This is a genomic window from Nocardia sp. NPDC059764 (genome assembly GCF_042732555.1).
Taxonomy (GTDB): Bacteria; Actinomycetota; Actinomycetes; order Mycobacteriales; family Mycobacteriaceae; genus Nocardia.
Map to the genome: position 1 here is coordinate 12699 of NZ_JBHWHH010000066.1, position 22536 is coordinate 35234.

Sequence of the window (22536 nt, forward strand, 5' to 3'; positions counted from 1 at the left end):
ATCGTCGGCGGCATAGTCCTCGCCGAGGAACTCCTCCCGGCATCGGGCATCGCCGCGCAACTGGCCCGGGCGCTGGCCGAGATCGCCTCGTCCTACGGGCCCACCGCGTTGCCGCACCTGTTCGCCGCTCTCGACGTGCTGGCGGGCTGACTACGGCAACCGGTGGGCAACGCTACTTGTTTCACATGAAACGGTGCACCACTGGTCAGAACTCCCCGGCCACGCCGAGAACCGTTCGGCCGGAGTGGGTTCCGTCGAGGATGGAGTGGAGGACGGACTCGACTTCGGTGATGGGTGCGTAATTTTCCAGCAACGAGAGGTGCTGGGGTTTCAGGTCTTTGGCGAGGCGGGACCAGAGGTCGCGGCGGTCGGCGATGGGGAAGTGAGCGGAGTCGATACCGAGCAGGGAGACGCCGCGGAGGATGAAGGGCATGACGGTGGTGGGGAGGTTGGCGCCGCCGGTGAGACCGGAGACGGCCACCGCGCCACCGTATTTGACGGTGCTGAGGATGTGGGCGAGGGATTCGCCGCCGACACTGTCCACGGCGGCGGCCCATTGGGCCTTGCCGAGGGCTCGGGGCTTTTCGCCTTCGGCGGGCAGGCGGCCGATGACCGAGGACGCGCCGAGGGTGGAGAGGAGTTCGGTCGCACCGAGTTTGCCGGTCGAGGCGACGACCTCGAAGCCGAGGCCGGCGAGGATGTCGACGGCCACGGTGCCGACGCCGCCGGTGGCGCCGGTGACCAGGACCGGGCCGGAGTTCGGAGTCACGCCGCGGTCGAGGAGGGCCTGCACGCTCATGGCGGCGGTGAAGCCCGCGGTGCCGATGGCGGCGGCCTCGCGCGGGGTGAGGCCGTCCAGTTTCACCACCCAGCCGGCGGGCACGCGGGCGTATTCGGCGAAGCCGCCGTGGTGGGCGACGCCGATGTCGTAGCCGTGGGCGATCACCAGGTCGCCGGGTGCGAACTCCGGATCGGTGGAGCTGACCACCTCGCCGGTGAGGTCGATGCCGGGGATGAGCGGGTACTGCCGCACCACGCCGCCACGCGGGGTGATGGCCAGTCCGTCCTTGTAGTTGGCGCTCGAGAAGTGCACCTTGATCGTCACGTCACCCGGCATGAGGAAGTCGTCGGCTACTTCCTCCCGGATGAGGGCGATCCCGTTGTCCGATTCGTGTGCCACCATCGCCTGGAAACCCATGGTCCGAGCATAGGGGGCGGAGCTCCGGCCGGATCGGGGAAAACGGCCGGGCTCAGACGAATCCGGACGTCAGGCGTATTTTGGGGCGCGCTTCCCGGTGAAGGCGGCGATACCCTCCTGGCCGTCCGCCGACTCCGAGTTGCGGGTGATGAAGGCGGCCTCGGTAGTGAGCTGCTCCTCCAGGTTGTGCTGCCCGGAGACCAGCAGCAGCTTCTTCACCGCCGCATTCGACGCCTTGGGACCGGCCGCGAACTCCTGGGCCAGCGCCTCGACCGCCCCGGCCAGCTCGTCGTCGGCGACCACGCGGTGCAGCAGACCCCACTCCAGGGCCTCGGCCGCGCGCAGGGTGCGGTTGGTGAGCATGAGCTCCTGGGTCTTGCGCAGGCCGATCAGACGCGGCAGGTAGTAGGACGCGCCGCCGTCCGGGCTCAGGCCGATCTTGGTGTACGCCATGGTGAAGGCGGCGGACTCGGCGGCCACCACCAGGTCACCGGCCACCGCGAGGCTCATGCCCGCGCCCGCGGCGGTGCCGTTCACGCCCACGATGAGCAGCGCGTCCATCCGGGCCAGCGCGGACACCGCGCGGTGCAGGGTCCCGGCCAGCTTCTCGATGAACGCGCCGGTGTCGCCGCTGGCCGCCATGGCCCGCACGTCGCCGCCCGCGGAGAAGAACCGCCCGGCGCCGGTCAGCACCACGACCTTCACCGCCGGATCCTCCGAGCAGTAGGTGGCCGCGCGCTCCAGCTCCTCGGCGAGCGCCTGATCGATGCCATTGGCGGCGTTCGGCCGGTTCAGCGTGATGCGGGCGATCGGGCCGTCATGCTCGAACAGGATGTTCTCGTAGTTGTAACGCCCGCCCGTCGCCCCGCCGCCACCCCTGTGGGAATCGCTGCGCGATGCTGTGCTCATAAGGATGCCTTCCGTCGGTAGACCTGATCACAGCATGGCGTACTCGACCCGGACCCCGAGCAACCGGATCGGCCGATCCAGCTCGAACCCGTGCAACACCTCCAACGCGGTCTGCGCGATCTCGTCCACGTCGGTGGTCGGCGCGGGCAGTTTCCGCTGTTTGCTGCGGGTGAAGAAGGTCTTGGTCCGCACCGTCACGCTCACCCGCCCGACGGCCCGCCCGGCCGCGAAGGTCTCCTCCGCGACCTGGGTGGCCAGCCGCACCACCGCCGCGTCGATGTCGTCGCGTTCGGTGAGGTCGCGCGGGAAGGTCTCGGAGTGGCTGTGCCCCACCGGTTCTCGCGGCTCGGCGATATCGGTGTCCCCGGCCCCGTGCCCGAGTATCCACAGGTAGGGCCCGGTATTGGGCCCGAACTCGGCCGCCAGCGCGGCCCGATCGGCGGCGGCCAGATCGGCCACGGTCTCGATGCCCAACCCGCTCATGCGTTTCGCGATGCGCGCGCCGATCCCCCACAGCGCGGTGGTCGGCCGGTGGGCCATCAACTCGACCCAGTTGGCGCTGGTCAGCCGGAAGATCCCGGTCCCCGCGTCCTGTTCCGGCGGCGGCTCGTCGGCCGCCGGCGGCGACTTGCCCACCGCCTTGGCGAACCCGGTGGCCAGCTTGGCCCGGGTCTTGTTGTCCCCGATGCCGACCGCGCAGGTCAGATCCAATTCCGCGATGGCCGACCGGATCTCGCGCGCCAGTTCCTCGGGGTCCTCGGTGTCGACCGCGAGGAATGCCTCGTCGAAGCCGAGCACCTCCACCCGTCCGGGGAAGGTGCGCAGCAGCGCCATGATCTCCTCGGACGCCTCGGCGTAGGTGGCCAGATCCTGCGGCAGGAAGACCCCGTCCGGGCAGACCCGCGCGGCGGTGCGCAGCGGCATGCCCGCGCGCACCCCGAATGCCCGCGCCGGATAGGAGGCGCAGGACACCACTTTGCGAGGTTCGGTGGGATCGCCGTTCCCGCCCACGATGACCGGCTGCCCGCGCAGCTCCGGGTGCCGCCGGAATTCGACCGCGGCCTGGAATTGGTCGAGGTCGACGTGCAGCAGCCAGCGCGTCATGCCGGCGTACCCTCCCGCAGCATTGAACCCGGACTCTCCGGGGCGAAACCGGCGTACTCTTCCGTCATACCGCATGGTCTCCCGAATTACCGGGATACCGGGTGCGGTCGGGCGGAGCGGCGCGCCGCGTCAGCGGGAGCGGCGCAGCAGCCCGATGGGCGAGCGGTAGGCGTAGCGCGCCTTCACCGCACCCGAATCGGCCTCCCCGGTGACCCGGATCAGCGGAGCGCCCGGGAAGCGCGGCAGTTTGACGCGATTGGCCACCGAGCCGGTGCCCGGCCGCACGCCCTCCAGGTCGACCCGCCAGCCGCGCGGCACGATCAGCACGATCGCTCCGGCGCCGGCCGCGACCCGGATGTCGATCTCGCGCCGGGAGCATCGGGCCTGGGTGAAGTCCAGCACCAGCTTGCCCGAGACGCATTCGGCCACCAGCTGTTTCGGGACGACCCAGTCCTCGTCGGTGCGTTTGGTGCCACCGGTCACCCGTAGTTCCAGGGGAGGCGCGTCCGCCGAGGGCCGATATCGACGCGCACCGAACCCGCCCTCGATATCGTCGACGCGGGTCGCGGCCGTCTGCCGCTGCTCCTTGGTACGGGTCACCGAAACTCCTCCCCCGGCATGTGAAACGATCATGTGGGTTATGCCATGGGAGCTCGAATTATGCCGCATAGCAGGGCATTTCGGGAGGTCGGAGCGGGTTCTGCGGCCACAACACGGTGTCGGTTCGGGCACGGCCAGATCACGATCGCGCCCGACCGACATGTCGTCCCGCGGCGTGGCGGGAGCCGGATCAGCGGCGGCCGACGAACACCGTGGTGGCCCCGAGAATGTAGATATCCTCGCGCGCACCGATATACGTATCGGCGTCGCGATCCAGCAGGGCCGCGATGGTGGCCCGGTCCGCCGCGTCGAGGCGTTCGCCGACCCGCTCGCTCAGTCCGGTCAGCCACGCCACCACGCTGTCGCGCACGGCCGGGGCGGGCGGCGCGGGGTGATCGGTGAGCACGCTGAAGGAGGTGGCCTCGGTCAGCCCGGCCCGGGTCAGCGCCACATTCCAGCCGTACGGCATGGAGACCGCGCCGGTGATGTCGGTGCGCATCTGCGCGAAGCCCGCGTCGCGCAGGCCCAGCAGCCGATCCTGCAGGCCGGGCGCGCCGATGCCGAGTTCCCACGGCAGGCACCGCACGCTCACTCCGCCCTCGGCCAGCGCCAGCCGCCCGCCCGGTCGCAGCAGTCCGGCGAAGCGGGCCACGCCCGCCTGCTGATCGGGCAGGTGATGCACCATGCGGGAGGCCCACACCAGGTCCGCCGGGAGTCCCGCGCCGAAGTCCTCGGCCGCCGCGTCGGCGGTCACCGTCTCGACGTGGACCCGGTCGTCGCCGTCGAGCGCGACCTTCACGGCCTGCTGGGCGACCTCGAGCAATTCGGGCACGGCGTCGACGATCAGCAGCCGGCCGCCGCCGCGGGCGAGCAGTTCGCGCGCGAACGCCACGCTCTGACCGCCCGCGCCCGCGCCGATGTCGAGGACGACCGCCTCGGTCCCGGCGGGAATCGATCCGACCAGTCGGCGCGCGATCTCGGCATTGGTGGCGGCCGACATGGCGTCGTCGCGCTGCAGGTCGGGAATCATGGTCGCCCAGTCGATTCCGTCGTGTGTGTGGCCGTGACCGTGCGCATGGCCGTGGGAATGCTGGTGTGCGTGCGTGCCTGTCTGTTCGTGGGAGTGAGCGCTCATGCCCCGACGCTATCGGGGAGCGCCCACCCGCCTCGAATCATTTTGCCGATCCGGCAATGTGTCCGGTCCGATCAGGCCGGCCCCGCTGTATCCGATGAGGCCGTCGCGGGCGTGCCCGATCAGGCCGTGGCGGGCACGCTCGAATCGGCGAACTGGGTGCGGTAGAGCTCGGTGTAGCGGCCGTCCGCGGCGAGCAGTTCGGTGTGGGTGCCGCGTTCCACGATCCGGCCGTGCTCGAGCACGATGATCTGGTCGGCATTGCGGATGGTGGACAGCCGGTGGGCGATCACCAAGGCGGTGCGACCGTCGAGCGCCTCGGCCAGCGCTTCCTGCACGGCCGCCTCCGAGGTGGAGTCCAGTGACGCGGTGGCCTCGTCGAGGATCACCACGCGCGGCTGCTTGAGCAGCAGCCGGGCGATGGTGAGCCGCTGCCGTTCACCGCCGGACAGGCGGTAGCCGCGTTCGCCGACCACGGTGTCCAGACCCTCGGGCAGCGATTCGATGAGGTCGCGCAGCCGGGCCCGCCGCAGCGCGTCCCAGAGGTCGTCCTCGGTGGCCTCGGGCCGCGCGAGCAGCAGGTTGGCGCGAATACTGTCGTGGAACAGGTGCCCGTCCTGGGTGACCAGGCCGACGGTGTCCTGGATGGACTGCCCGGTCAGTTCCCGCACATCCTTGCCGCCCAGCAGCACCGCACCCGAGTCCACGTCGTAGAGCCGCGAAACCAATTGCGCGATGGTCGATTTCCCGGCCCCGGAGGAGCCGACCAGCGCCACCATCTGCCCGGGCTCGGCGCGCAGCGACACCTCGTGCAGCACCTCCTCACCGCCCCGGGTGTCCAGGGTGGCCACGTCCTCGAGCGAGGCCAGCGACACCTTGTCCGCCGACGGGTAGCCGAAGTTCACGCCGTCCAGCTCGACCGCCACCGGCCCCGGCGGCACCGGCCCGGCCAGCGGCGAATCCTCGATCAGCGGCTTCAGATCCAGCACCTCGAAGACCCGCTCGAAGCTCACCAGCGCCGACATCACGTCCACCCGGGCGCTGGCCAGCGCGGTGAGCGGCGAGTACAGCCGGGTCAGCAGCAGCGAGAGCGCGACGACCGAACCGGGTTCCATCTGTCCCTTCAGCGCGAGGTAGCCGCCGAGGCCGTAGACGAGCGCCAGCGCGAGCGCCGAGACCAGGGTGAGCGCGGTGACGAAGACCGTCTGCAGCATGGCGGTGCGCACCCCGATATCGCGCACCCGCCCGGCCCGCAGCCCGAACTCCGCCGACTCCTGCCGCGGCCGCCCGAACAGTTTGACCAGGGTGGCGCCGGGCGCGGAGAAGCGTTCGGTCATCTGGGTGCTCATGGCCGCGTCGAGCCCGGCCGCCTCGCGCTGGATCCCGGCCAGCCGTTCGCCCATGCGCCGCGCGGGCAGGACGAACACCGGCAGCAGCACCAGCGCGAGCAGGGTGATCTGCCAGGACAGCCGCAGCATCACGGCCAGGGTCAGCGCGAGGGTCACCACATTGGTGACGACGCCGGACAGGGTGGTGCTGAAGGCCCGTTGCGCCCCGATGACGTCATTGTTCAACCGGCTCACCAGTGCGCCGGTCCGGGTACGCGTGAAGAAGGCGATCGGCATCTTCTGGACATGGTCGAATACCGCGGTGCGCAGATCGAAGATGAGCCCTTCTCCGATGCGCGCCGACAGCCACCGGATGACCAGTCCCAGTCCGGCGTCGAGTACAGCGACGATGGCGATGATGGCCGCGAGCACGATCACCGTGCGCGGCGCGCCGTGCGAGACGATCGCGTCGACCACGCGACCCGCCAGCACCGGCGTGGCCACCGCGAGCAGGGCCGAGACGATGCTGAACACCAGGAACGCCACCAACTGCCGGTGATGTGGGCGCGCGAAGGCGAGAATGCGCTTGGCGGTGGCCGCGCGCAGCGGTCGCTGCTCCGTGGGTGCGTGCATCTGCCGATAGAGCTGATTCCACGCCACCGATTCGATACTCATCCCCGCTCCTCACCTGTCCGGGTTCGATCAAAACCCGCACCACCGACAATAAGACCTCAACAAAGGTTGAGGGCAAATGCTTCCGGGCTGGTCAGGAGTTCGCTGGCAGCGAAAATTCGGGCGCGCCTAGGGTTGAACGGTGAGCGAGGCCAGGTCGTGAGCGAAGTGTGGGAACGAGCGTTGCGCGGGTCGATCACCGGCGAGGTGGACACGGGCCCGCGCCGACGTGCCGAGTACTCCTCGGACGCGTCGAACTACCGGGTGCCGCCGGCGGCCGTCGTGTTTCCGCGGGATGCCGCCGATGTGATGGCCGCCCTCGATATCGCCCGGGCGGAGGGACTGTCGGTGACCGCGCGCGGGGCGGGCACCTCGGTCGCGGGCAATGCCATCGGACCGGGTCTGGTCCTCGACTTCAGCCGCCATATGACCGAGATCCTCGATCTCGACCCCGAGCGGCGGATCGCGCGGGTGCAGCCGGGCGTGGTGCTGGCCGCGTTGCAGCGGCGCGCGGGTGCGCACGGGCTGCGGTTCGGCCCGGATCCGTCCACCCAGAACCGATGCACCCTGGGCGGGATGATCGGCAACAATGCCTGCGGCCCGCACGCCGTGGCCTGGGGCAGGACCTCGGATACGGTGCGGGAGTTGCGGATTCTCGACGGGCGCGGGGTGGAGCGGACCCTCGCGGGCGACCCGTCGGTACTCGCCGGGCTGCCCGAATTCACCCGGGAACACCTGGCCTTGATCCGCACCGAACTCGGCAGATTCGAGCGGCAGGCGTCCGGATACGCGCTGGAACATCTGCTGCCGGAACGCGGTTCGTCGGTGGCCAGGGCTTTCGTCGGCACCGAGGGAACCTGTGGACTGCTGCTCGACGCGACCGTCGATCTGGTCCCGGTGCCCGCGGCGACGGTGCTGGTCGTACTCGGCTACCCGGATATGCCCACGGCCGCCGACGATATTGCCACGATCATGGCCGCCGGGCCGATCGCTGTGGAAGGTATGGACGCCCGCCTGGTCGATGTGGTGCGCGTGCACCGGGGCGCGGTGCCCGAACTGCCGCGCGGCGGCGGCTGGCTCCTCATCGAAATCGACGGTGACACACCGGAACAGGCGCGCGAGCGGGCGGAGGGATTGCGCGCGTCCGCCCACGCCCTCGACTCCAGGTTGGTGACCGACGCGGCCGAGGCTCGCGCGCTGTGGGGCATCCGCGCCGATGGCGCGGGCCTGGCCGGACGCACCCCGGACGGTCATCCGGCCTGGCCCGGCTGGGAGGACGCCGCGGTGCCGCCCGTCCGCCTGGGCGACTACCTGCGGGACTTCGAACGGCTCACCCGTGAGCACGGCGTGGACGGCCTGCTGTACGGCCATTTCGGCGACGGCTGCGTCCACGTGCGCCTGGATCTGCCGATAGCCGAAGCGCCGCGACGCTTCCGCGCCTTCCTCGAGGACGCGGCCCGGCAGGTGGTGGGTTTCGGCGGCTCGCTGTCGGGCGAGCACGGCGACGGCCGCGCCCGCTCGGATCTGTTGCGGCTCATGTACTCCCGGGATGCGCTCGACGCCTTCGCGGGCTTCAAGGCGCTGTTCGACCCGGACGCGGTCCTGAATCCCGGTGTCCTCGTTCATCCCCGCCCGCTCGACGCCGACCTGCGCCTGGCCGGACTGCGCCCGTTGCCCACCACGGGTGGATTCTCCTTCCCCGCCGACGGAGATCTGGCCACCGCGGTGCACCGCTGCGTCGGGATCGGCAAGTGCCGCGCGGACAACCCCGGCGGCGTCATGTGCCCGTCCTATCTGGCGACCGCCGACGAGAAGGACAGCACCCGGGGTCGCGCCCGAGTTCTCCAGGATGTCGTCAGGGGCGAGCTGGATTGGCGGTCGGAGGCCGTCGCGGAGTCCCTGGACCTGTGTTTGTCCTGTAAGGCCTGCCATTCCGAGTGTCCGGCCGGGATCGACATGGCCACCTACAAGTCCGAGACGCTGTACCGCCGCTATCAGGGCAGGCCCCGGCCGATCGACCACTACACCCTCGGTCAGTTGCCGCGCTGGCTGGCGGCGGCGTCGCGAGTGCCGGGCCTGGTCAACGCGCTCGGTGACGCCGGTCCGCTGCGCAGACTCGGATTGCGTGCGGCCGGAATGGATTCCCGCCGCGCGGTGCCGACGCTGGCGAAGCGGAGCTTCCGCCGGAGTTGGCGTCCTTCGGCGTCTCCGCAGGACGGGCCGGGCGTGCTGTTGTGGATGGATACCTTCACAAACGCCTTCGACCCCGAGATCGCCACCGCCACGGTCGAATTGATCGAATCGCTGGGTCATCACGTGCACATTCCGGACCGGCGGGTCTGCTGCGGTCTGACCTGGATCAGCACCGGCCAACTGGACGGCGCGCGTCAGCGACTGCGCGCCACCGTGGACGCGCTCGCCGCCCACGTCCGATCCGGCGGCGTGGTCGTGGGCATGGAGCCGTCCTGCACCGCCGCCCTCCGCGACGACCTCCCCCGCCTGCTCCCGGACGACCCGCGCGCCGCCGCCGTCGCGGCCGCGGTGCGCACCCTCGCCGAGTTCCTGGAGACGCAGCCCGGCTGGCAGCCCCCGGACCGTTCCGGCCGCACGGTGCTCGTGCAGCCGCACTGCCACCAGCACGCCGTGTTCGGTTTCGCCGCCGACCGCAGGATCCTGGACCGCACCGGCGCGCGGGTGATCGAGGTCACCGGCTGCTGCGGACTCGCGGGCAACTTCGGCATGCAGCGCGGCCACTACGACGTGTCGGTCGCGGTCGCCGAGCGGGGTCTGCTCCCGGCCCTGCGCACCGCGCCCGCGAACGCGATCCTGCTCGCCGACGGTTTCTCCTGCCGGACCCAGGCCGCGCAGCTGGCCGGGCGTTCCGCCCGCCATCTCGCCCAGTTCCTGCTGGACCGGTGAGGCGTCCCTAGAATGACTCGGTGACTTCCGCGCCGCCCGCCCAGCCCGCTCGCGGGCCGGTGGCTGTCACCGCGGACCACAGCCGGACGCTGAGCTCGGACCGGCCGCTGGATCTGGCCGCCACCATCTCCCCGCTGCGCCACGGTTTCGGCGACCCCTGCCACCGCGAGACCCCCGACGGCTCGCACTGGCACGCCTCGCGGATGCCGTCGGGCGAGGTCACCTACCGGCTGCGGCAGCGCGACCGCCACACCGTCGACGCCCGCGCGTGGGGTCCGGGCAGTGAGGAATTCCTCGAGCAGCTGCCGCGCATGCTGTGCCTGGACGAGGACGTCAGCGACTTCAGTCCCGAACATCCCAAGCTCGTCGAGGCGCACGGTCGCAATCCGGGCCTGCGCATGCTGCGCACGGACCTGGTGTGGGAGGCGCTGGTCCCCGCGGTGCTGGAACAGAAGGTGCACACCAGGACCGCCCACGATTCCTGGCGGAAACTGGTGTGGCGCTACGGGACTCCCGCACCCGGACCCGCCCCCGAGGGTCTGCGGGTGATGCCGGACGCCGAGACCTGGCGGCACATCCCGTCGTGGGTCTACCACCGCGCCAATGTCGGGCCGCAGCGTTCGAAAACCATTGTGCTGGCGGCCCGGATCGCGCCGAAGCTGGAGCAGGCCGCCACCCTGAGCCACGCCGACGCCGCGCACCGGCTGCGGACCGTGCCGGGGATCGGGGTCTGGACCGCCGCCGAGATCGCGCAGCGGGCCTTCGGTGATCCGGATGCCCTGTCGGTGGGCGATTTCCATCTGGCCGCCACTGTCGGTTGGACCCTGCTGGGTGAGCCGATCGACGACGACGCCATGGTCGAATACCTGGAACCGCTACGCCCGCACCGGTATCGCGCGGTGCGGCTGCTCGGACTGGCCGGTTTCGCGCACAAGCCGAAGTTCGGTCCGCGCACGCCCTATACCGATCACAGCCGCATCTGATCACCGCTGCTCGGCCGCGGACTCCGCCGCCTGCTGCGCGCGGGTCAGGGCTTCGGGCACCGGGATACGGCCCAGGTACATCTCATCGAAGATCGGCGTGACCGCTTGCAGGGCTGCCGGGAATCCGGGCCCACCACCGGCGCTGATCGTCCGGCCGCGCAGTACGTCGAAGAACGGCGACACGTCCACGCCGTGCCGCGCCCAGTAGTCGCGATACACCTGCTGCTCCGACACCACCGCCGGAATAGTGTTCCCGTCCAGGCCGAGGTAGCGGTTGCCGGCCGCGCTCCCCAGCCACGCCAGGACGCGCCGCACCGCGTCCGGATGCGGGGTGGCGGCATTGCCCGCGACCCCGATGGCATTGTCGGCGCTGACCCGACCGGCCGGCCCCTCGGGAATCATGGCCAATCCCCACTGGAATCCGGCGTTCTGCGCGATGGTCGCCAGATTGAAGGTGCCGGACTGGAACAACGCCATGCGGCCCTGCAAGAAAGCGTTCTTGGCGAAGTCGCCGCTGGTATTGGTGTCGGCGGCCGACGGTGACAGCCGGTCGGCCACCAGACCCACAGTGTATCCGTAGGCGTCGCGGCCCCGGGGTGAGTCGAACGAGAACCGCCCGTCCCGCTGGAACTGCCCGCCCGCCGAGCCCAGATACGGCAGCGCGATCGATTGAAAGTCGTTGGCGGCGTTGTACGGCCATGCCGAGACCGCGGCCAGTCGCCGCAGGACGGGCCGGAAGGTGTCCTGCCCCGGATCCGGATTCCACCGCAGCCCGGCCAGTTCACCCGGATCCACTCCGGCCTGCCCGAGCAGGTCCCGATTGACGTAGACCGCGCTTCCGCCGTCCACGAATTGCGGTACCGCCCAGAGCGTCCCGTTCCGGGTGAACTGCGTGACGGCCCGGGGGTCCCAGCCGTGCGCGGCTTCCGGGCCGAGCGCGGCACCGATATCCAGCAGGTGCCCGCTGTCGGCGTAGTCCTCGTAGAGGTTGGTCCAGAACAGGTCGTCGGCGATCCCGCCCGCCACGTCCAGCCGCAGCTTCTGCGCGTAGGACGCCCACGGCACCAGCGTGATTCGCACCTCGACATCCGGGTTGGCGCGCTGGAACTCGTCCAGCGAGGCCCGGTAGGCGGTGACGAAACTCTGATCCCAGATCCGCAGCCGCACCACCGTCCGCCCGCCGCTCTCCGCATCGCGTCCGAGCCACAACGCCGCGGCCACCAGCAGTACCGCGACCACGATGATCCCGAGAACCGCCCGGGTCGAATCCTTCACGCGGAGGCTCCTCATTCGAGTCCCGTCACCGCGATGGATCGCAGCACCTGCCGCTGGAAGACCACGAACAGCAGCACCAGTGGCGCGATGGCCAGTGTGGTGGCGGCCATGATCAGCGTCCACTGCGCGTTGTACCGGGTCTGCATGGTGGCCGTCGCCACGGTCAGCACCTGCCACTTCGCCCCGGACGCGGCGACCAACGGCCACATGAAGCTGTTCCACTGCGAGACCACGGTGATGACGGTGAGGGTGGCCAGAATCGGCCGGCTCATCGGCACCACCACGCCGAACAGGATGTCCAGGGTGTTCGCGCCGTCGACCCGCGCCGCGTCGATGATCTCCCCCGGAATGGCCAGGAAGTACTGGCGCAGCAGGAAGATCGCGTACGGCGAACCGAACAGGAACGGCAGCACCAGCGCCCAGAAGGTGTTGAGCCACCCCAGTTTCGCGAACATGAGGTACAGCGGCACGAGGGTGACCGCGCTGGGCACCATCATGGTCCCGAGGTACACCCAGAACAGCACGTCTCGTCCGGGAAATCTGGTGCGCGCGAACGCGTATGCCGCCAAGATCGACGTCACGAGTTGTCCACAGGTTATGCACACTGTCATCAGCGCGGTGACCGCGACGGCCCGGCCCAGCCCCTGATCCAGCACCGTGCGGAAGTTGTCCACAGTCACTGGATCCGGTGTGGCCACTGCGGATTCGGCCGCGAACTGCTGGGGAGTCTCGAGCGCCGTCATGGCGCTCAACACGAGCGGCGCCACCGTCAGCAGCGCCCCGAGGATCAGCACCCCGTACGCCGCGACCGCCCGCGCCGCCGCCCGCCGGTCAGTACTCATAGCTGGTCCGATTCCGGAAGTACCGGTGCTGCGCCATCGTGATCACGAACATCACCGCGAACACCACCACCGCCATGACCGCGGCCCGCCCCGGATGCGCGGCGTCGAACGCCTCCGAATAGATCCGCATGGCAACGACATCCGTGTGATGCCCCGGCCCGCCCTTGGTCAGCGCGTACACCGCGTCGAAGGTCTGGAAAACGCTGAGCACCCCGGTGACCAGCACGAAGAACATGGTCGGCCGCAACAGCGGCAGGATCAGCCAGCGCACCCGCCGCCACCCGACGGCCCCGTCCAAGGCGCCCGCGTCGAGGATCTCGGGCGGTATGGCCCGAATCCCGGCCACGAAAAACAAAGCCACATATCCGACATTCATCCACACGATGACCGCGGCGACGGCGGGCAACGCCAGCCTCGGCGAGCTCAACCACTCCACCCGATGCCCGAGCAGGGCGTTCAGCGCCCCACCGGTCGGCGCGAAGATCCACTGCCACACCACGCCCACCGCCACGGGCGCGCACATCCACGGCAGCGCGTAGACCACCCGCAGCACGGTCCCGGCCCGCCTGCGGCGTGCCAGCAGCGCGGCCACCGCGAATCCCAATATCGTCTGCACCGGCACCACCAGCGCCGTCAATGCCAGCGTCACCAGGATGGAATGTCCGAATTGCCGGTCGGTGAGCACCGATCGCCAGTTGTCCCAGCCGGTGAATCGGGTGGGCCCCAGCAGATTCCAGCTGTGCAGGCTGAGCCACAGCACCACCGCGATCGGCAGCAGCAGGAAGCAGCCGACTCCGAGCAGGCTGGGCAGCAGCAGCGCGTAGCCGACCGCCGCGTGCCTGGTGCCGGCTGTGGCGCGGCGGGCCGTCCGGTCCATGCCGGGCGACGCTACCGGCCCGGCGCGGGTGCGTGCGCCACCCCACGCCCGACTTGCCCGATATTGTGTGATGTCCGATATTGCGCTGTGCGCGACGCGATTTCGAGCCCGCTTTCCACCCGGTGCGCGGCGTCGGCGCATGATAGTTTGTGCCGCGCTCGTACATTGCGATGACGGCGAGGCTGGCCACGACAGGGCAGGGGACGGCGTCGATGAGAATCAAACCGCGGGAGCAGATCCTCGGAGTCTGGCGGTCGCTGCTGACCGCGTGCTATCAGGACGAGGCCTGGGTCTGGGGCGGCCGCAACGGCTCCAACTCGATCAGCGACGCCGAACAGCTGCTGTGCCTGCTGTATCCGGCCACCGAGATCGACGGGTTCGGCCTGGAGACGCCCGACGAGATCGCCAAGGACATCCTCGCGGTGCTGTCCCCGCTGGGCGATGATGGCCTGCGGATCGGCGAGCGGGTGGTGTGGCTGCTCGAGCAGTACGTCGAACGGCACACCGACCACGATCCGGACACCGGCAAGGAGCTGCCGAACTTCGCCGCGGGCAGCTATCTGGCCTCCTCGAACGGCGCCGAGCCCACCTCGGAGCAGCACGCGCTCGAAGTCGTCGACTCCTATTCGATGTCGCTGACCCTGTGCCTGGCGGCCCTGAAGTTCCTGCGCGGCTTCAGCGGTCCGGTGTCGGCGCTGGCGGTGGGCCGACGGAACCGGCTCGCCATCGACCTGGGCCCGCGCATCGACCGCCTGGACGCCCACATCAATACCCGTCTCACCGCCGCGATGGTGGGGCTGATCCGCAGTTTCGTGGTGAACACGGTGACGCCCAAATCCCCGGCCGGTCAGGCCATGCTGTCGATGCTGAATCAGACGGGCGGTTCCACCGACGCGGTGGTGCGCGCGGTGCGGGACCGCCTGGACCGGGTCCGGATCCGCCTACGCAACGACGCCACGCTGAGCCAGATCGAGGGCGTCGACCTGGACAGCTCGGACATGTTGTTCGAATGCGGCTGGAGCTGGGCCATCGTGCACAAAGCCGCCGACATCGACTTCGTGGACCTGCCCATCGCGCAGCAGCCCGGCCACGCCGTCGCCCGCCCCTACCTGCATTTCACCGTGGTGGCGCTGGACGGCATCAACGACCTCACCTCGCAGCGCACCCGCGAACTCGACCTGCTCGATACCGAGCAGCGCCGTCTGGCCGAGGCGCTGCAGCTGCGCTGGGATCTGGCCCAGCGGTACTGGGCGGCGGTGGCGCGCTTCGGCAATGGCCGCTGGCCGCTGGAGGACATTCCGTGGCGCACCTCCGACGGCGAGGAGTCCGACTACTTCAGTCTCATCGTGTCCGCGGTGCTCATGCAGGACCTGCTCAACCGCGATGCCAATGACGACGACCTGGATCGCGCCGCCACCATCTTCGACGAACTGGCCCGCCGCGGCCGCATCATCCGCCGCTTCACCGCCGGGGATCCGGCCCGCACCATGCACACCCCGGGCGTGAGCCTGCGCCTGCTGGGCAGCGAGGAGCTGGACGGCCCGCTGCTGCTGTGGACCGTATCCGATTACGCCACGGTGCTTTTGAAGCGCACCCTGCAGGCGGCCCGGCTCTCCGGCACCATCGAGACCCGGGATCAGCTGATGGCGCTGGCCCAGGCCACCATGGACCACCTCGATCTGCGCGCCTTCCGCGAGGGACCGGCCACCGGCCTCTGGGACGACCCCAGCCGGATCTTCGGCGGCAGCGATTCGCATCTGCCGTCCTGGTATCTCACCGAGCGCGTGGTCGAGTGCATGGTGACCGCCGCCCGCATGTACCGGGAACCGCCGCTGCGCGCGCCGAACTCGGTGACCCGCGCGATGGAACTGCTCACCGAGGCCGAACACCTGCTCAACCAGGAGATGCTGGAGCTCAGCGAAACTGACGTCTCCGCGGGCCGCACCGCTTTGGCGCTGGCCGAACAACGCTTGGAACGGGCTCGCAAACTCATCGACGAGCGCCCGGGCACCGCCGTCAGTCTTGCCTCGCAAGCCCTCATGGAGCTGGACGAACTCGCCTACGCCCGGCTCGACGCCACCAGGAGCGAATGACCGTGCTCGTGTTCTCCGCGTCCGACAAGGGCGGCACCGGCCGCTCGGTCACCAGTTGCAATATGGCGTACTGGCTGAGCATGAAGGGCCACAAGGTCGCCTACCTGGACTTCGATTTCGGATCGCCCACCGCGGGCGGCACTTTCGAGATCAGCCGCATCGACAACGGGGTGCGCGACGGCACCGGTCTGCACGCGTACCTGCTCGACGAGAACGGCTCCCCCGCCCGGCTGAGCGTGCGCTCGGAGACCGACCGGATGGAACTGAGCCGGTCCCGGCATCCCTCGGGCCGCCTGGTGCTGTTCCCCGGCGATCTCGGCGGTTCCGAGTTCACCACCCTCGACGAGCGCATGATCGACCGCTGCGCCGCCCTGTTCGCCACCTGCGAGCAGGAATTCGACGTGACGTTCGTGGATCTGAGCGCGGGCCGCTCCATCGCCCTGGCGCTCGCCCTCAGCGCGACCAAGCAGTCGCAGTTGTCGCGCGCGGTGTGCCGGTGGCTCATCTTCCATCGCTGGACCCGCCAGCACATCGCCGCCGCCCGCGGCCTGGTGCACGACGACCACGGGGTGCTGGCCACCGGGGAGGCGTGGGGACACGACCGCACCGGACTGCTGAACTCGCTGCGCTTCGTCCGCATCGCGGTCCCCGAACTGAACCGCACCGCCGGATTGCGTCCGGCCCAGGCCGCCTGGCTCCAGGAACAACACAACACCCTGACCCGCGCGGCCAACCGGCACGGGATGGGTCCGAGCGGGATACTGGGCCAGACCCCGGTGGAACCGATGCTGCAATGCCGGGAGCAGGTGATCCTGGATGTGGATGTCGCCGCCCACGTCGCCAATGCCGAGACCGTGGACGCGTTCCGCACGCTCACCGAGAAACTCATGAACGACGCCGTCTGGGAACAGGTGGAGATACGCAGATGAGCTCCGCGACCGATTACAGCGAGGCCGGTGAGCGCAACCGCGTGGCCGGGCAGCCGCTCTCGCACCTGTCCATCGAGGTCGGGCACTTCTACATGGACGAACTGGTGAACGGCGTCGACCGGATCCGCGCGCAACTGCGCAAGGTCGCGCCCATCGTCGAGACCCAGATCGCCGCCGCCGAAAAGGAATTCGGCCCGGGCGCCCGGGTCAGCACCTGCTTCCTGGTCGACGACTACTTCTGGGGCCGCACCCCGGGCCGCGGCCGCGACGCCCGCCGCGTCGCCGACCCCCGGCACGTGCTCGAGAAACTGCTGACCGCCGCGGAGGAATGCGAGGTCCGCATCGACTACCTGGCCCGCGAAGCCGGGTGCGCGGAGGTGCCGTCCTTCCTGGACGGCGAACCCGTGGGCGAACCGGTGCGGCTGGCCGAGATGATGGCGGCGCGCATCGTCGCCGAACCCGAACGCGACAGCACCGGCCGTCGCCCGCCCACCGTCGAATCCGGCTGGCTGTGCAACGGCCGCCGCTCCTCGGAATACGATGCCGGCCAGGCCATGCGGATCACGCGGTACCGGCCGCCGGAGGAGTTCGGGGCGCGCAACCACTCCATCTTCCTGGACGTGCAGCTGTGGAGCCGGCAGCTCGAGGAGGTGGCCGGACAGCAGGAGGAGCGCATCCTCTGGTCCTGCCCGTTCCTCGCCTCCATCTGGCAGTTGTTGCGGCTGGGGATGATTCGCGACGAGGGCGCCATGGTGGCCGCCCCGGTGCCGTGGGACGACCCGTGGCCCGAGGAGTGGTCCCGGCTGCCCGCGGTGGTGCAGTTGAATCCGCAGGCCAAACCGTTCGCCGCCTATCGAGCGCTGTCGGTGCTGCCCTACAGCTACCTGGGCATCGAGCACGCGGTGCGGGTGATCCTGGACCACCTGCAACTCGACGACGACGTGCACGCCAAGCTCGCCGAACGCGGTGCGGGCGAACGGATTCCGGTCGAGGTGCCGCGTCAGGTCACCCGCCGGTTGAACCACCTGTTCCTCGGTGACGTCTGAGGTGGCCGTCATATGAGCGATCCGCTGGTCCTGCTGGGCGAGGTGCGCACGGCGCTGCTGCCGAATGCGGGGGGACTGGCGGCGCGGGAGGCGTCCGCCCTGCTCTCGCTGTTGCCCGGGCAGCGGGTGCTGATGCGGGAACGCCCACTGGCGCTGGCCATCTCGCCGACTACACCGGTGGGCGTGGACTGCCGACTGGCGACGGTGTCGCGGTCGGACAGCCGGGCCATCGGTACGGTCGCCGCGCACGCGGTGCTGGTGGGCGGCCGGGTGATCCAGAGTTCGGCCTGCTCCACCGTGGTGCGGGCGGCCAATCAGAACCGGCGGGCCTGGTCGCACTATCTGAACCGGGTCGGGACCGTCGAACTGGTGCACCGCATCGGCGACGACACCGCCACGGCGGTCGACCTCACCGAGGGCTTCCTGGAGGCGTCCAGTGCCACCACCCTCGACCTCGGCTCGATCAGCGAACGACTGCTCACCGGGGTGCGCAACGATCCGCGGCTGGACCAGGACCCGCCGGTGCACTCCGGGGCGACCCGGCTGCGCTGGGCCGCCCGGGTCGCGCCACCGGTGGACGGGAGCGCGCGGGGGCGGACGCTGTTCGCCTTCCGGCTGGAGGACGAGAACACCCGATCGGTGCGGATCATGGTGCCGACCGTCCGGGATCTGGCCGGGGTGCAGCGCTTCTGCGAAGATCTCGCCGTGCACGACTGGCTGCTGTCCACCCTCGCCGCCGCGCTGTCGGACGCGAATCGTCCCGTGCTCGAACGCGATCCCACCGGCGAGCTGGCTCCCCTGCTCGAACAGCTGGTGCACCTGTGGATGCCGGGCGCGCACACCCCGCCCCGGCTGCGTGAACTGTGGACCCGGCTGGAATCCGATCCCGGCTTCACCCGGCAGTGGACCGCGCAGGTCGGGCACCTGCGCGACCGGCTGGCGGTGGCCACCCTGGAGGCGCTGCGCAGCTCCAAGATCAGCACCGTGCAGTGGTGAGGACTGTTCTCAGAGCCGGAACCAGCGACGCACCAACAGGGCGAAGAACACCGACATGGTGACCGCGCCGGTGTACGCCTCGGTGACGAACACCGCCCGGCCGCCCACCCGCAGGTGATCGGTGTCGCCGACACCGAGCGGGTTGAGGTAGTTCATCAGCACCTGGTACACCGTCACGGCCACCGGCTGCTCCGCGCGCAACGCCACCGCGCCGGTGAAGACCAGGAGCTGGAACACCACGAACCACAGCATCCGGAACGGCCGATACCCGTAGCCGCAGACCAGATCCGGGACCAGGCCGCCGAGCCGCCGCCAGGCCTGCGGCTGCGCCTGCCGCCGGGCGCGGGCCAGCGCGAGCCCGCAGCGGTCCTCGGCGTCGGTGTCCTCGTCGATGCGGTACAGACTGCCCGCGCGCCGATAGGCCAGGGCGGCATGGCCGGGCAGTCCGGCCTGGACCAGCGGACGGCCCAGACGTTCGTACGCCTCGGCGAGCAGCCGATTCTGGGTACGGCTCAGCCGGAGCGGACCCCGGAACTCGACCTCCGCGGCGATGAGCGCCGCGAGCAGCTGGTTGACCGGCACGGCCTGCGGATCCGGCCCGGCCGGGCGGTGCAGCGCGGGCGCGTAGATGTGGCCGAAGACGAGACTGTCGCCGGCCCGGCGGATTCCGGGCGGATCGTAGGTGGCGACCACCGCCTCGGTGTGCCGGGTGAACAGGTCCAGCAGGGGCTGTTCGGTGGCGCGCCGGCGCAATCCGTGTGGCTGGGCCAGGAATTCGGTGATGCTCTCGCCGTAGGCGTCGGCGTGGCGCTCGATCCGCATGCTCATATCGGCCACGAAGGGTGACGACGGCGCGCTTCTCTCGAGCATGATCAATGATAGATCCTGTGCACCAGCACATCTCGGGGCTCATCCGCGCCGAAGTAGGTGGGCTCATGGTCCGCCCAGGCGAATCCGACCTCCTTGTACAGGTGGTAGGCGGAGCGATTGCCCGGCTTCACGGTCACGTAGACCTGTTCGGCGTGGACCTTGCGGCATTGGGCCAGTGCGGCTTCCAGCAGGACCCGGCCGAAACCGCGCCCGCGGCACGCGGAAGCCACGGCGAAGCCGAGGAACCACGCCGTGCTGTCGCCGTCGATGGCGGTGAGGACATAGCCGCACACCTCCCCCGCATCTTCAGCAACCGTCCAGTTTGCTCCGTGTAATTCGAACAACTGCCGCAGCACGAAATACGGATACGCGAGATGCTCGAACTCGACCACCTCGAGCGCCCGAATGGCGTCCAGATCCGCCAGCGACGCAGTCCGACATACCGGAATAGCCGGCTCTTCGAAGGCCAACAACGGTGTTCCCCTCCACCCCGGGCGCATAGTGCGATGGATTCCAGGGTAAGCGTCACGCCGAGGGTTGGGTGCGGTTCGGCCCGCCCGCCGTCTGTGGAACGAACGGGCCGAACCGCGCTGCTGCACGCGGTGGGGATCACACCGCCGCTGCCCGGAGGTTAGGCGCGGGGCGTTCGAAAGCGCTGTGCCGCAGCGTTCATCGCGGCCGGGGGCCTTCCCCGGTATGTCCCCGGCCGCGAAATCTCCTGGGTGCGATGGCGCGTGGAACGGGCGTCGAGCACCAGCCACAACAGCCGGTACACGACCCGGTCGAAGCCCGAGTGCGCCGGATCGACGGCCGTCATGGCAACGCGCGCTCGTCGAGCACGCACCGCCCCTCCTCCACCAGGGTGGCCCGGGCTCGGCGACGCACCTTGCAGGTCTGCACGGTGCAATCGAGGTGCAATTGCATTGCTGCGTGCGCCTGTTCGGCGGTCATCACCCCCGGATCCCGGCGGCAGCGCGACAGAACGGCGATGTGCAAATTGAGGGACGTCAGTTGCATGTCCAGACCACTCCTCGTTCCCGCTGGTTCCTGAAGTGCCCGGAGGTTCAGGAAAGGAAAGGGGCCTAGCTACACCGCTCCGGGCACACATCTAGCACACCACGAGCAGACGCCAAGCGGGCGAATTTCGACAAGGAGAACGCAAAATTGCGCGAATTCCCAGCAGCGAATCCACTTGGGAGAGGACGATTCTCCATAGTGGACGAACCTCGCGTCCCCCGATCCATGCCCGCGAACGCGAATGGAGCGTGTTGTGTCAGAAGGTCCCGCGTCATCCACCTTGCCGCGCCGCCAGCTCGGCCGCTACCTACGGGACTGGCGTATCCAGGCAGGATTGACCATCGCCGAGGCCGCCAAGCTGATGGAGTGGGGCGCCAGCACCCTGCAGCGGCTGGAGAAGGGCAACGCGGACCGCATCCGCACCATCGACATCCAGGAACTGTGCCGGATCTACGGGATCCCCGTCCAGATCGCCGACGGACTCAAGGGTCTGGCGCAGCAGGCGGCCGTCAAGAGCTGGTGGCACTCCTACGGCGACCTGATTCCCGAGAACTTCGACGTCTACGTGGGTTTGGAGGCATCCGCGCAGCAGTTGTCCTGCTACCAATCGGAATTGGTGCCGGGCCTGCTGCAGACCTCCGACTACGCAAGGGCCCTGAACCGGCTCGGATACCCGGAAGAGACGGCGGCCGAGGTGGATCGGCGCGTTCAGCTGCGCATGCAGCGCCAGGCCATGATCACCCGGCGCATGCACCCGGCCGCCATCGCCATGGTGTTGCACGAATCGGTATTGCGCCGCCTGGTGGGAGGTGCAAGGGTGATGGCGGCGCAGGTGCGGCACTTGGCGGAACTGAGTACCCGGTCCAATGTCGTTCTGCGTATCCTGCCCTTCGCCGCCGGTGTCCCGCTGGGACTTTCGACCGGCCCGTTCGTGATCCTGGAGTTCGGATCCGACAGCAAGGGGCAGCCGGTGGAGCCCCCGGTGGTCTACGTGGAGGGGTTCACCGGCGATCTGTATCTCGAGAGACAGGGCGACGTTCAGCGTTATCGCCGGGCCCAGGACGGGCTGGAACGCTGCGCGTTGGACGTCCAGGACAGCAGAAACCTGCTGCGGCAGGTGGCGAAGGAGTATTCGGCATGAGTGTGGAGCTTTCCGGGGCCCGCTGGTTCAAGAGCAGCCGCAGCGGGGCCGGTAAGGAATGCGTCGAAGTGGCGTTCCTGCCCGCGGGCCGGGTCGGCGTGCGGGACAGCAAGAATCCGCAGGGGCCGGCGCTGGTGTTCGGCGCCGCGGAGTGGTCGTCGTTCACCGCCGGCCTCGAAAACGGGCGCTTCGACAGGTGATTCGCGGGCGGCGGACGATTCGCGGGCGTTGAGAGAACTGAACGAGGTGCGCGGGCTCCTGGGCCCGCACACCTCGGTATCAGTCGTTCACGATCACACTCAGAGAATCGCGACTACTCCGATCGCGACGGCGGCCACCAGCACGCCGATCGCGACCGAAGGCATCAAAGCGCCGGTCAGTACGTATACGCCCATCGCCGATACCGCGAAGAGCATCCCTACGATCAGCCGTTCGACCCAGTCGTCAGGACCCAATTTCCGGTACCGGGGACGTGCATTCTTCAGTCCTCGGTCCACGAATAGTTGGATACCCATGTTTTAACGCGCGTAAACATGGTTTCGTTGCTGAACGGCTGCCGTTTCGTGATCAACTTCCAGCGCTGGGAATCCTGGGCCCCGCGCTGG

At 69.5% G+C, this 22536-nt stretch carries 22 protein-coding genes; 9 read left to right on the plus strand and 13 right to left on the minus strand.

What is annotated here, in order from left to right; all coding sequences use genetic code 11:
• Positions 1 to 12 precede the first annotated feature (12 nt).
• The gene (locus tag ACFV4K_RS16835; protein ID WP_379275780.1) at positions 13 to 150 is read left to right on the plus strand and encodes a DUF5073 family protein; all 138 of its coding nucleotides are present in this window, start codon (positions 13 to 15) and stop codon (positions 148 to 150) included.
• Positions 151 to 205: 55 nt separating this feature from the next.
• Here the strand turns inward: ACFV4K_RS16835 and ACFV4K_RS16840 are convergent, their stop codons facing one another.
• The 6 genes from ACFV4K_RS16840 to ACFV4K_RS16865 all read right to left on the minus strand — a co-directional run bounded on the left by ACFV4K_RS16840 (position 206) and on the right by ACFV4K_RS16865 (position 6946).
• Positions 206 to 1198 (minus strand): oxidoreductase, encoded by a 993-nt coding sequence (locus ACFV4K_RS16840; protein ID WP_379275747.1) that lies wholly within the window; start codon positions 1196 to 1198, stop codon positions 206 to 208.
• A gap of 69 nt (positions 1199 to 1267) precedes the next feature.
• Entirely contained in the window at positions 1268 to 2107 is an 840-nt protein-coding gene (locus ACFV4K_RS16845) for an enoyl-CoA hydratase/isomerase family protein (protein WP_379275749.1), read from the minus strand.
• A 27-nt stretch (positions 2108 to 2134) separates the two neighbouring features.
• Positions 2135 to 3211 carry a DNA polymerase IV gene (locus tag ACFV4K_RS16850; protein WP_379275751.1) on the minus strand — a complete coding sequence of 359 codons (1077 nt, stop codon included), beginning with the start codon at positions 3209 to 3211 and terminating at the stop codon, positions 2135 to 2137.
• A gap of 129 nt (positions 3212 to 3340) precedes the next feature.
• Positions 3341 to 3811, minus strand: coding sequence for a hypothetical protein (locus tag ACFV4K_RS16855; protein WP_379275753.1), 471 nt, complete (start codon positions 3809 to 3811; stop codon positions 3341 to 3343).
• Positions 3812 to 4001: 190 nt separating this feature from the next.
• Positions 4002 to 4946, minus strand: a complete 945-nt coding sequence (locus ACFV4K_RS16860; RefSeq protein WP_379275755.1) for a class I SAM-dependent methyltransferase — start codon at positions 4944 to 4946, stop codon at positions 4002 to 4004.
• Positions 4947 to 5065: 119 nt separating this feature from the next.
• The gene (locus ACFV4K_RS16865; RefSeq protein ID WP_379275756.1) at positions 5066 to 6946 is read right to left on the minus strand and encodes an ABC transporter ATP-binding protein; all 1881 of its coding nucleotides are present in this window, start codon (positions 6944 to 6946) and stop codon (positions 5066 to 5068) included.
• Between the two features lie 156 nt (positions 6947 to 7102).
• On the opposite strand from ACFV4K_RS16865, the gene ACFV4K_RS16870 reads away from it, so the two are divergent.
• Both ACFV4K_RS16870 and ACFV4K_RS16875 read left to right on the plus strand, forming a co-directional pair.
• Complete coding sequence (locus tag ACFV4K_RS16870) at positions 7103 to 9862, plus strand: FAD-binding and (Fe-S)-binding domain-containing protein (RefSeq protein ID WP_379275758.1); 2760 nt, start codon at positions 7103 to 7105, stop codon at positions 9860 to 9862.
• A gap of 59 nt (positions 9863 to 9921) precedes the next feature.
• Positions 9922 to 10845, plus strand: a complete 924-nt coding sequence (locus tag ACFV4K_RS16875; RefSeq protein WP_379275782.1) for a DNA-3-methyladenine glycosylase family protein — start codon at positions 9922 to 9924, stop codon at positions 10843 to 10845.
• On the opposite strand, the gene ACFV4K_RS16880 is transcribed toward ACFV4K_RS16875, so the two are convergent.
• Genes ACFV4K_RS16880 through ACFV4K_RS16890 form a run of 3 tightly spaced genes read right to left on the minus strand, consistent with a single transcriptional unit; the run spans position 10846 to position 13839 of the window.
• Positions 10846 to 12120: an extracellular solute-binding protein gene (locus tag ACFV4K_RS16880; protein ID WP_379275760.1), complete on the minus strand. Its 1275-nt coding sequence runs from the start codon at positions 12118 to 12120 to the stop codon at positions 10846 to 10848.
• 11 nt (positions 12121 to 12131) lie between these two features.
• On the minus strand, positions 12132 to 12962 hold the full coding sequence (locus ACFV4K_RS16885; protein ID WP_379275762.1) for a carbohydrate ABC transporter permease: 831 nt from the start codon (positions 12960 to 12962) through the stop codon (positions 12132 to 12134).
• On the minus strand, positions 12952 to 13839 hold the full coding sequence (locus ACFV4K_RS16890; RefSeq protein WP_379275764.1) for a carbohydrate ABC transporter permease: 888 nt from the start codon (positions 13837 to 13839) through the stop codon (positions 12952 to 12954). The genes ACFV4K_RS16885 and ACFV4K_RS16890 overlap by 11 nt, the downstream gene beginning before the upstream one ends.
• A 212-nt stretch (positions 13840 to 14051) precedes the next feature.
• On the opposite strand from ACFV4K_RS16890, the gene ACFV4K_RS16895 reads away from it, so the two are divergent.
• Genes ACFV4K_RS16895 through ACFV4K_RS16910 form a run of 4 tightly spaced genes read left to right on the plus strand, consistent with a single transcriptional unit; the run spans position 14052 to position 18903 of the window.
• Positions 14052 to 15932: an SCO2524 family protein gene (locus ACFV4K_RS16895; RefSeq protein WP_379275766.1), complete on the plus strand. Its 1881-nt coding sequence runs from the start codon at positions 14052 to 14054 to the stop codon at positions 15930 to 15932.
• Complete coding sequence (locus tag ACFV4K_RS16900; RefSeq protein ID WP_379275767.1) at positions 15929 to 16861, plus strand: SCO2523 family variant P-loop protein; 933 nt, start codon at positions 15929 to 15931, stop codon at positions 16859 to 16861. The genes ACFV4K_RS16895 and ACFV4K_RS16900 overlap by 4 nt, the downstream gene beginning before the upstream one ends.
• Entirely contained in the window at positions 16858 to 17907 is a 1050-nt protein-coding gene (locus ACFV4K_RS16905) for an SCO2522 family protein (RefSeq protein ID WP_379275769.1), read from the plus strand. The genes ACFV4K_RS16900 and ACFV4K_RS16905 overlap by 4 nt, the downstream gene beginning before the upstream one ends.
• A 12-nt stretch (positions 17908 to 17919) precedes the next feature.
• Complete coding sequence (locus tag ACFV4K_RS16910; protein ID WP_379275771.1) at positions 17920 to 18903, plus strand: SCO2521 family protein; 984 nt, start codon at positions 17920 to 17922, stop codon at positions 18901 to 18903.
• Between the two features lie 9 nt (positions 18904 to 18912).
• Here ACFV4K_RS16910 and ACFV4K_RS16915 read toward each other — a convergent pair whose 3' ends face one another.
• The 3 genes from ACFV4K_RS16915 to ACFV4K_RS16925 all read right to left on the minus strand — a co-directional run bounded on the left by ACFV4K_RS16915 (position 18913) and on the right by ACFV4K_RS16925 (position 20790).
• The gene (locus ACFV4K_RS16915) at positions 18913 to 19773 is read right to left on the minus strand and encodes a hypothetical protein (protein ID WP_379275773.1); all 861 of its coding nucleotides are present in this window, start codon (positions 19771 to 19773) and stop codon (positions 18913 to 18915) included.
• 2 nt (positions 19774 to 19775) lie between these two features.
• Positions 19776 to 20243, minus strand: coding sequence for a GNAT family N-acetyltransferase (locus ACFV4K_RS16920; protein WP_379275774.1), 468 nt, complete (start codon positions 20241 to 20243; stop codon positions 19776 to 19778).
• Between the two features lie 343 nt (positions 20244 to 20586).
• Positions 20587 to 20790 (minus strand): hypothetical protein, encoded by a 204-nt coding sequence (locus tag ACFV4K_RS16925; RefSeq protein ID WP_357088694.1) that lies wholly within the window; start codon positions 20788 to 20790, stop codon positions 20587 to 20589.
• Positions 20791 to 21043: 253 nt separating this feature from the next.
• On the opposite strand from ACFV4K_RS16925, the gene ACFV4K_RS16930 reads away from it, so the two are divergent.
• Positions 21044 to 21931, plus strand: a complete 888-nt coding sequence (locus tag ACFV4K_RS16930) for a helix-turn-helix domain-containing protein (RefSeq protein WP_379275776.1) — start codon at positions 21044 to 21046, stop codon at positions 21929 to 21931.
• Positions 21928 to 22131 carry a DUF397 domain-containing protein gene (locus tag ACFV4K_RS16935; RefSeq protein ID WP_357088699.1) on the plus strand — a complete coding sequence of 68 codons (204 nt, stop codon included), beginning with the start codon at positions 21928 to 21930 and terminating at the stop codon, positions 22129 to 22131. Before ACFV4K_RS16930 ends, ACFV4K_RS16935 begins: the two co-directional genes overlap by 4 nt.
• 99 nt (positions 22132 to 22230) lie before the next feature.
• Here the strand turns inward: ACFV4K_RS16935 and ACFV4K_RS16940 are convergent, their stop codons facing one another.
• Positions 22231 to 22428, minus strand: coding sequence for a hypothetical protein (locus ACFV4K_RS16940; RefSeq protein ID WP_357098833.1), 198 nt, complete (start codon positions 22426 to 22428; stop codon positions 22231 to 22233).
• Positions 22429 to 22536: the final 108 nt, after the last annotated feature.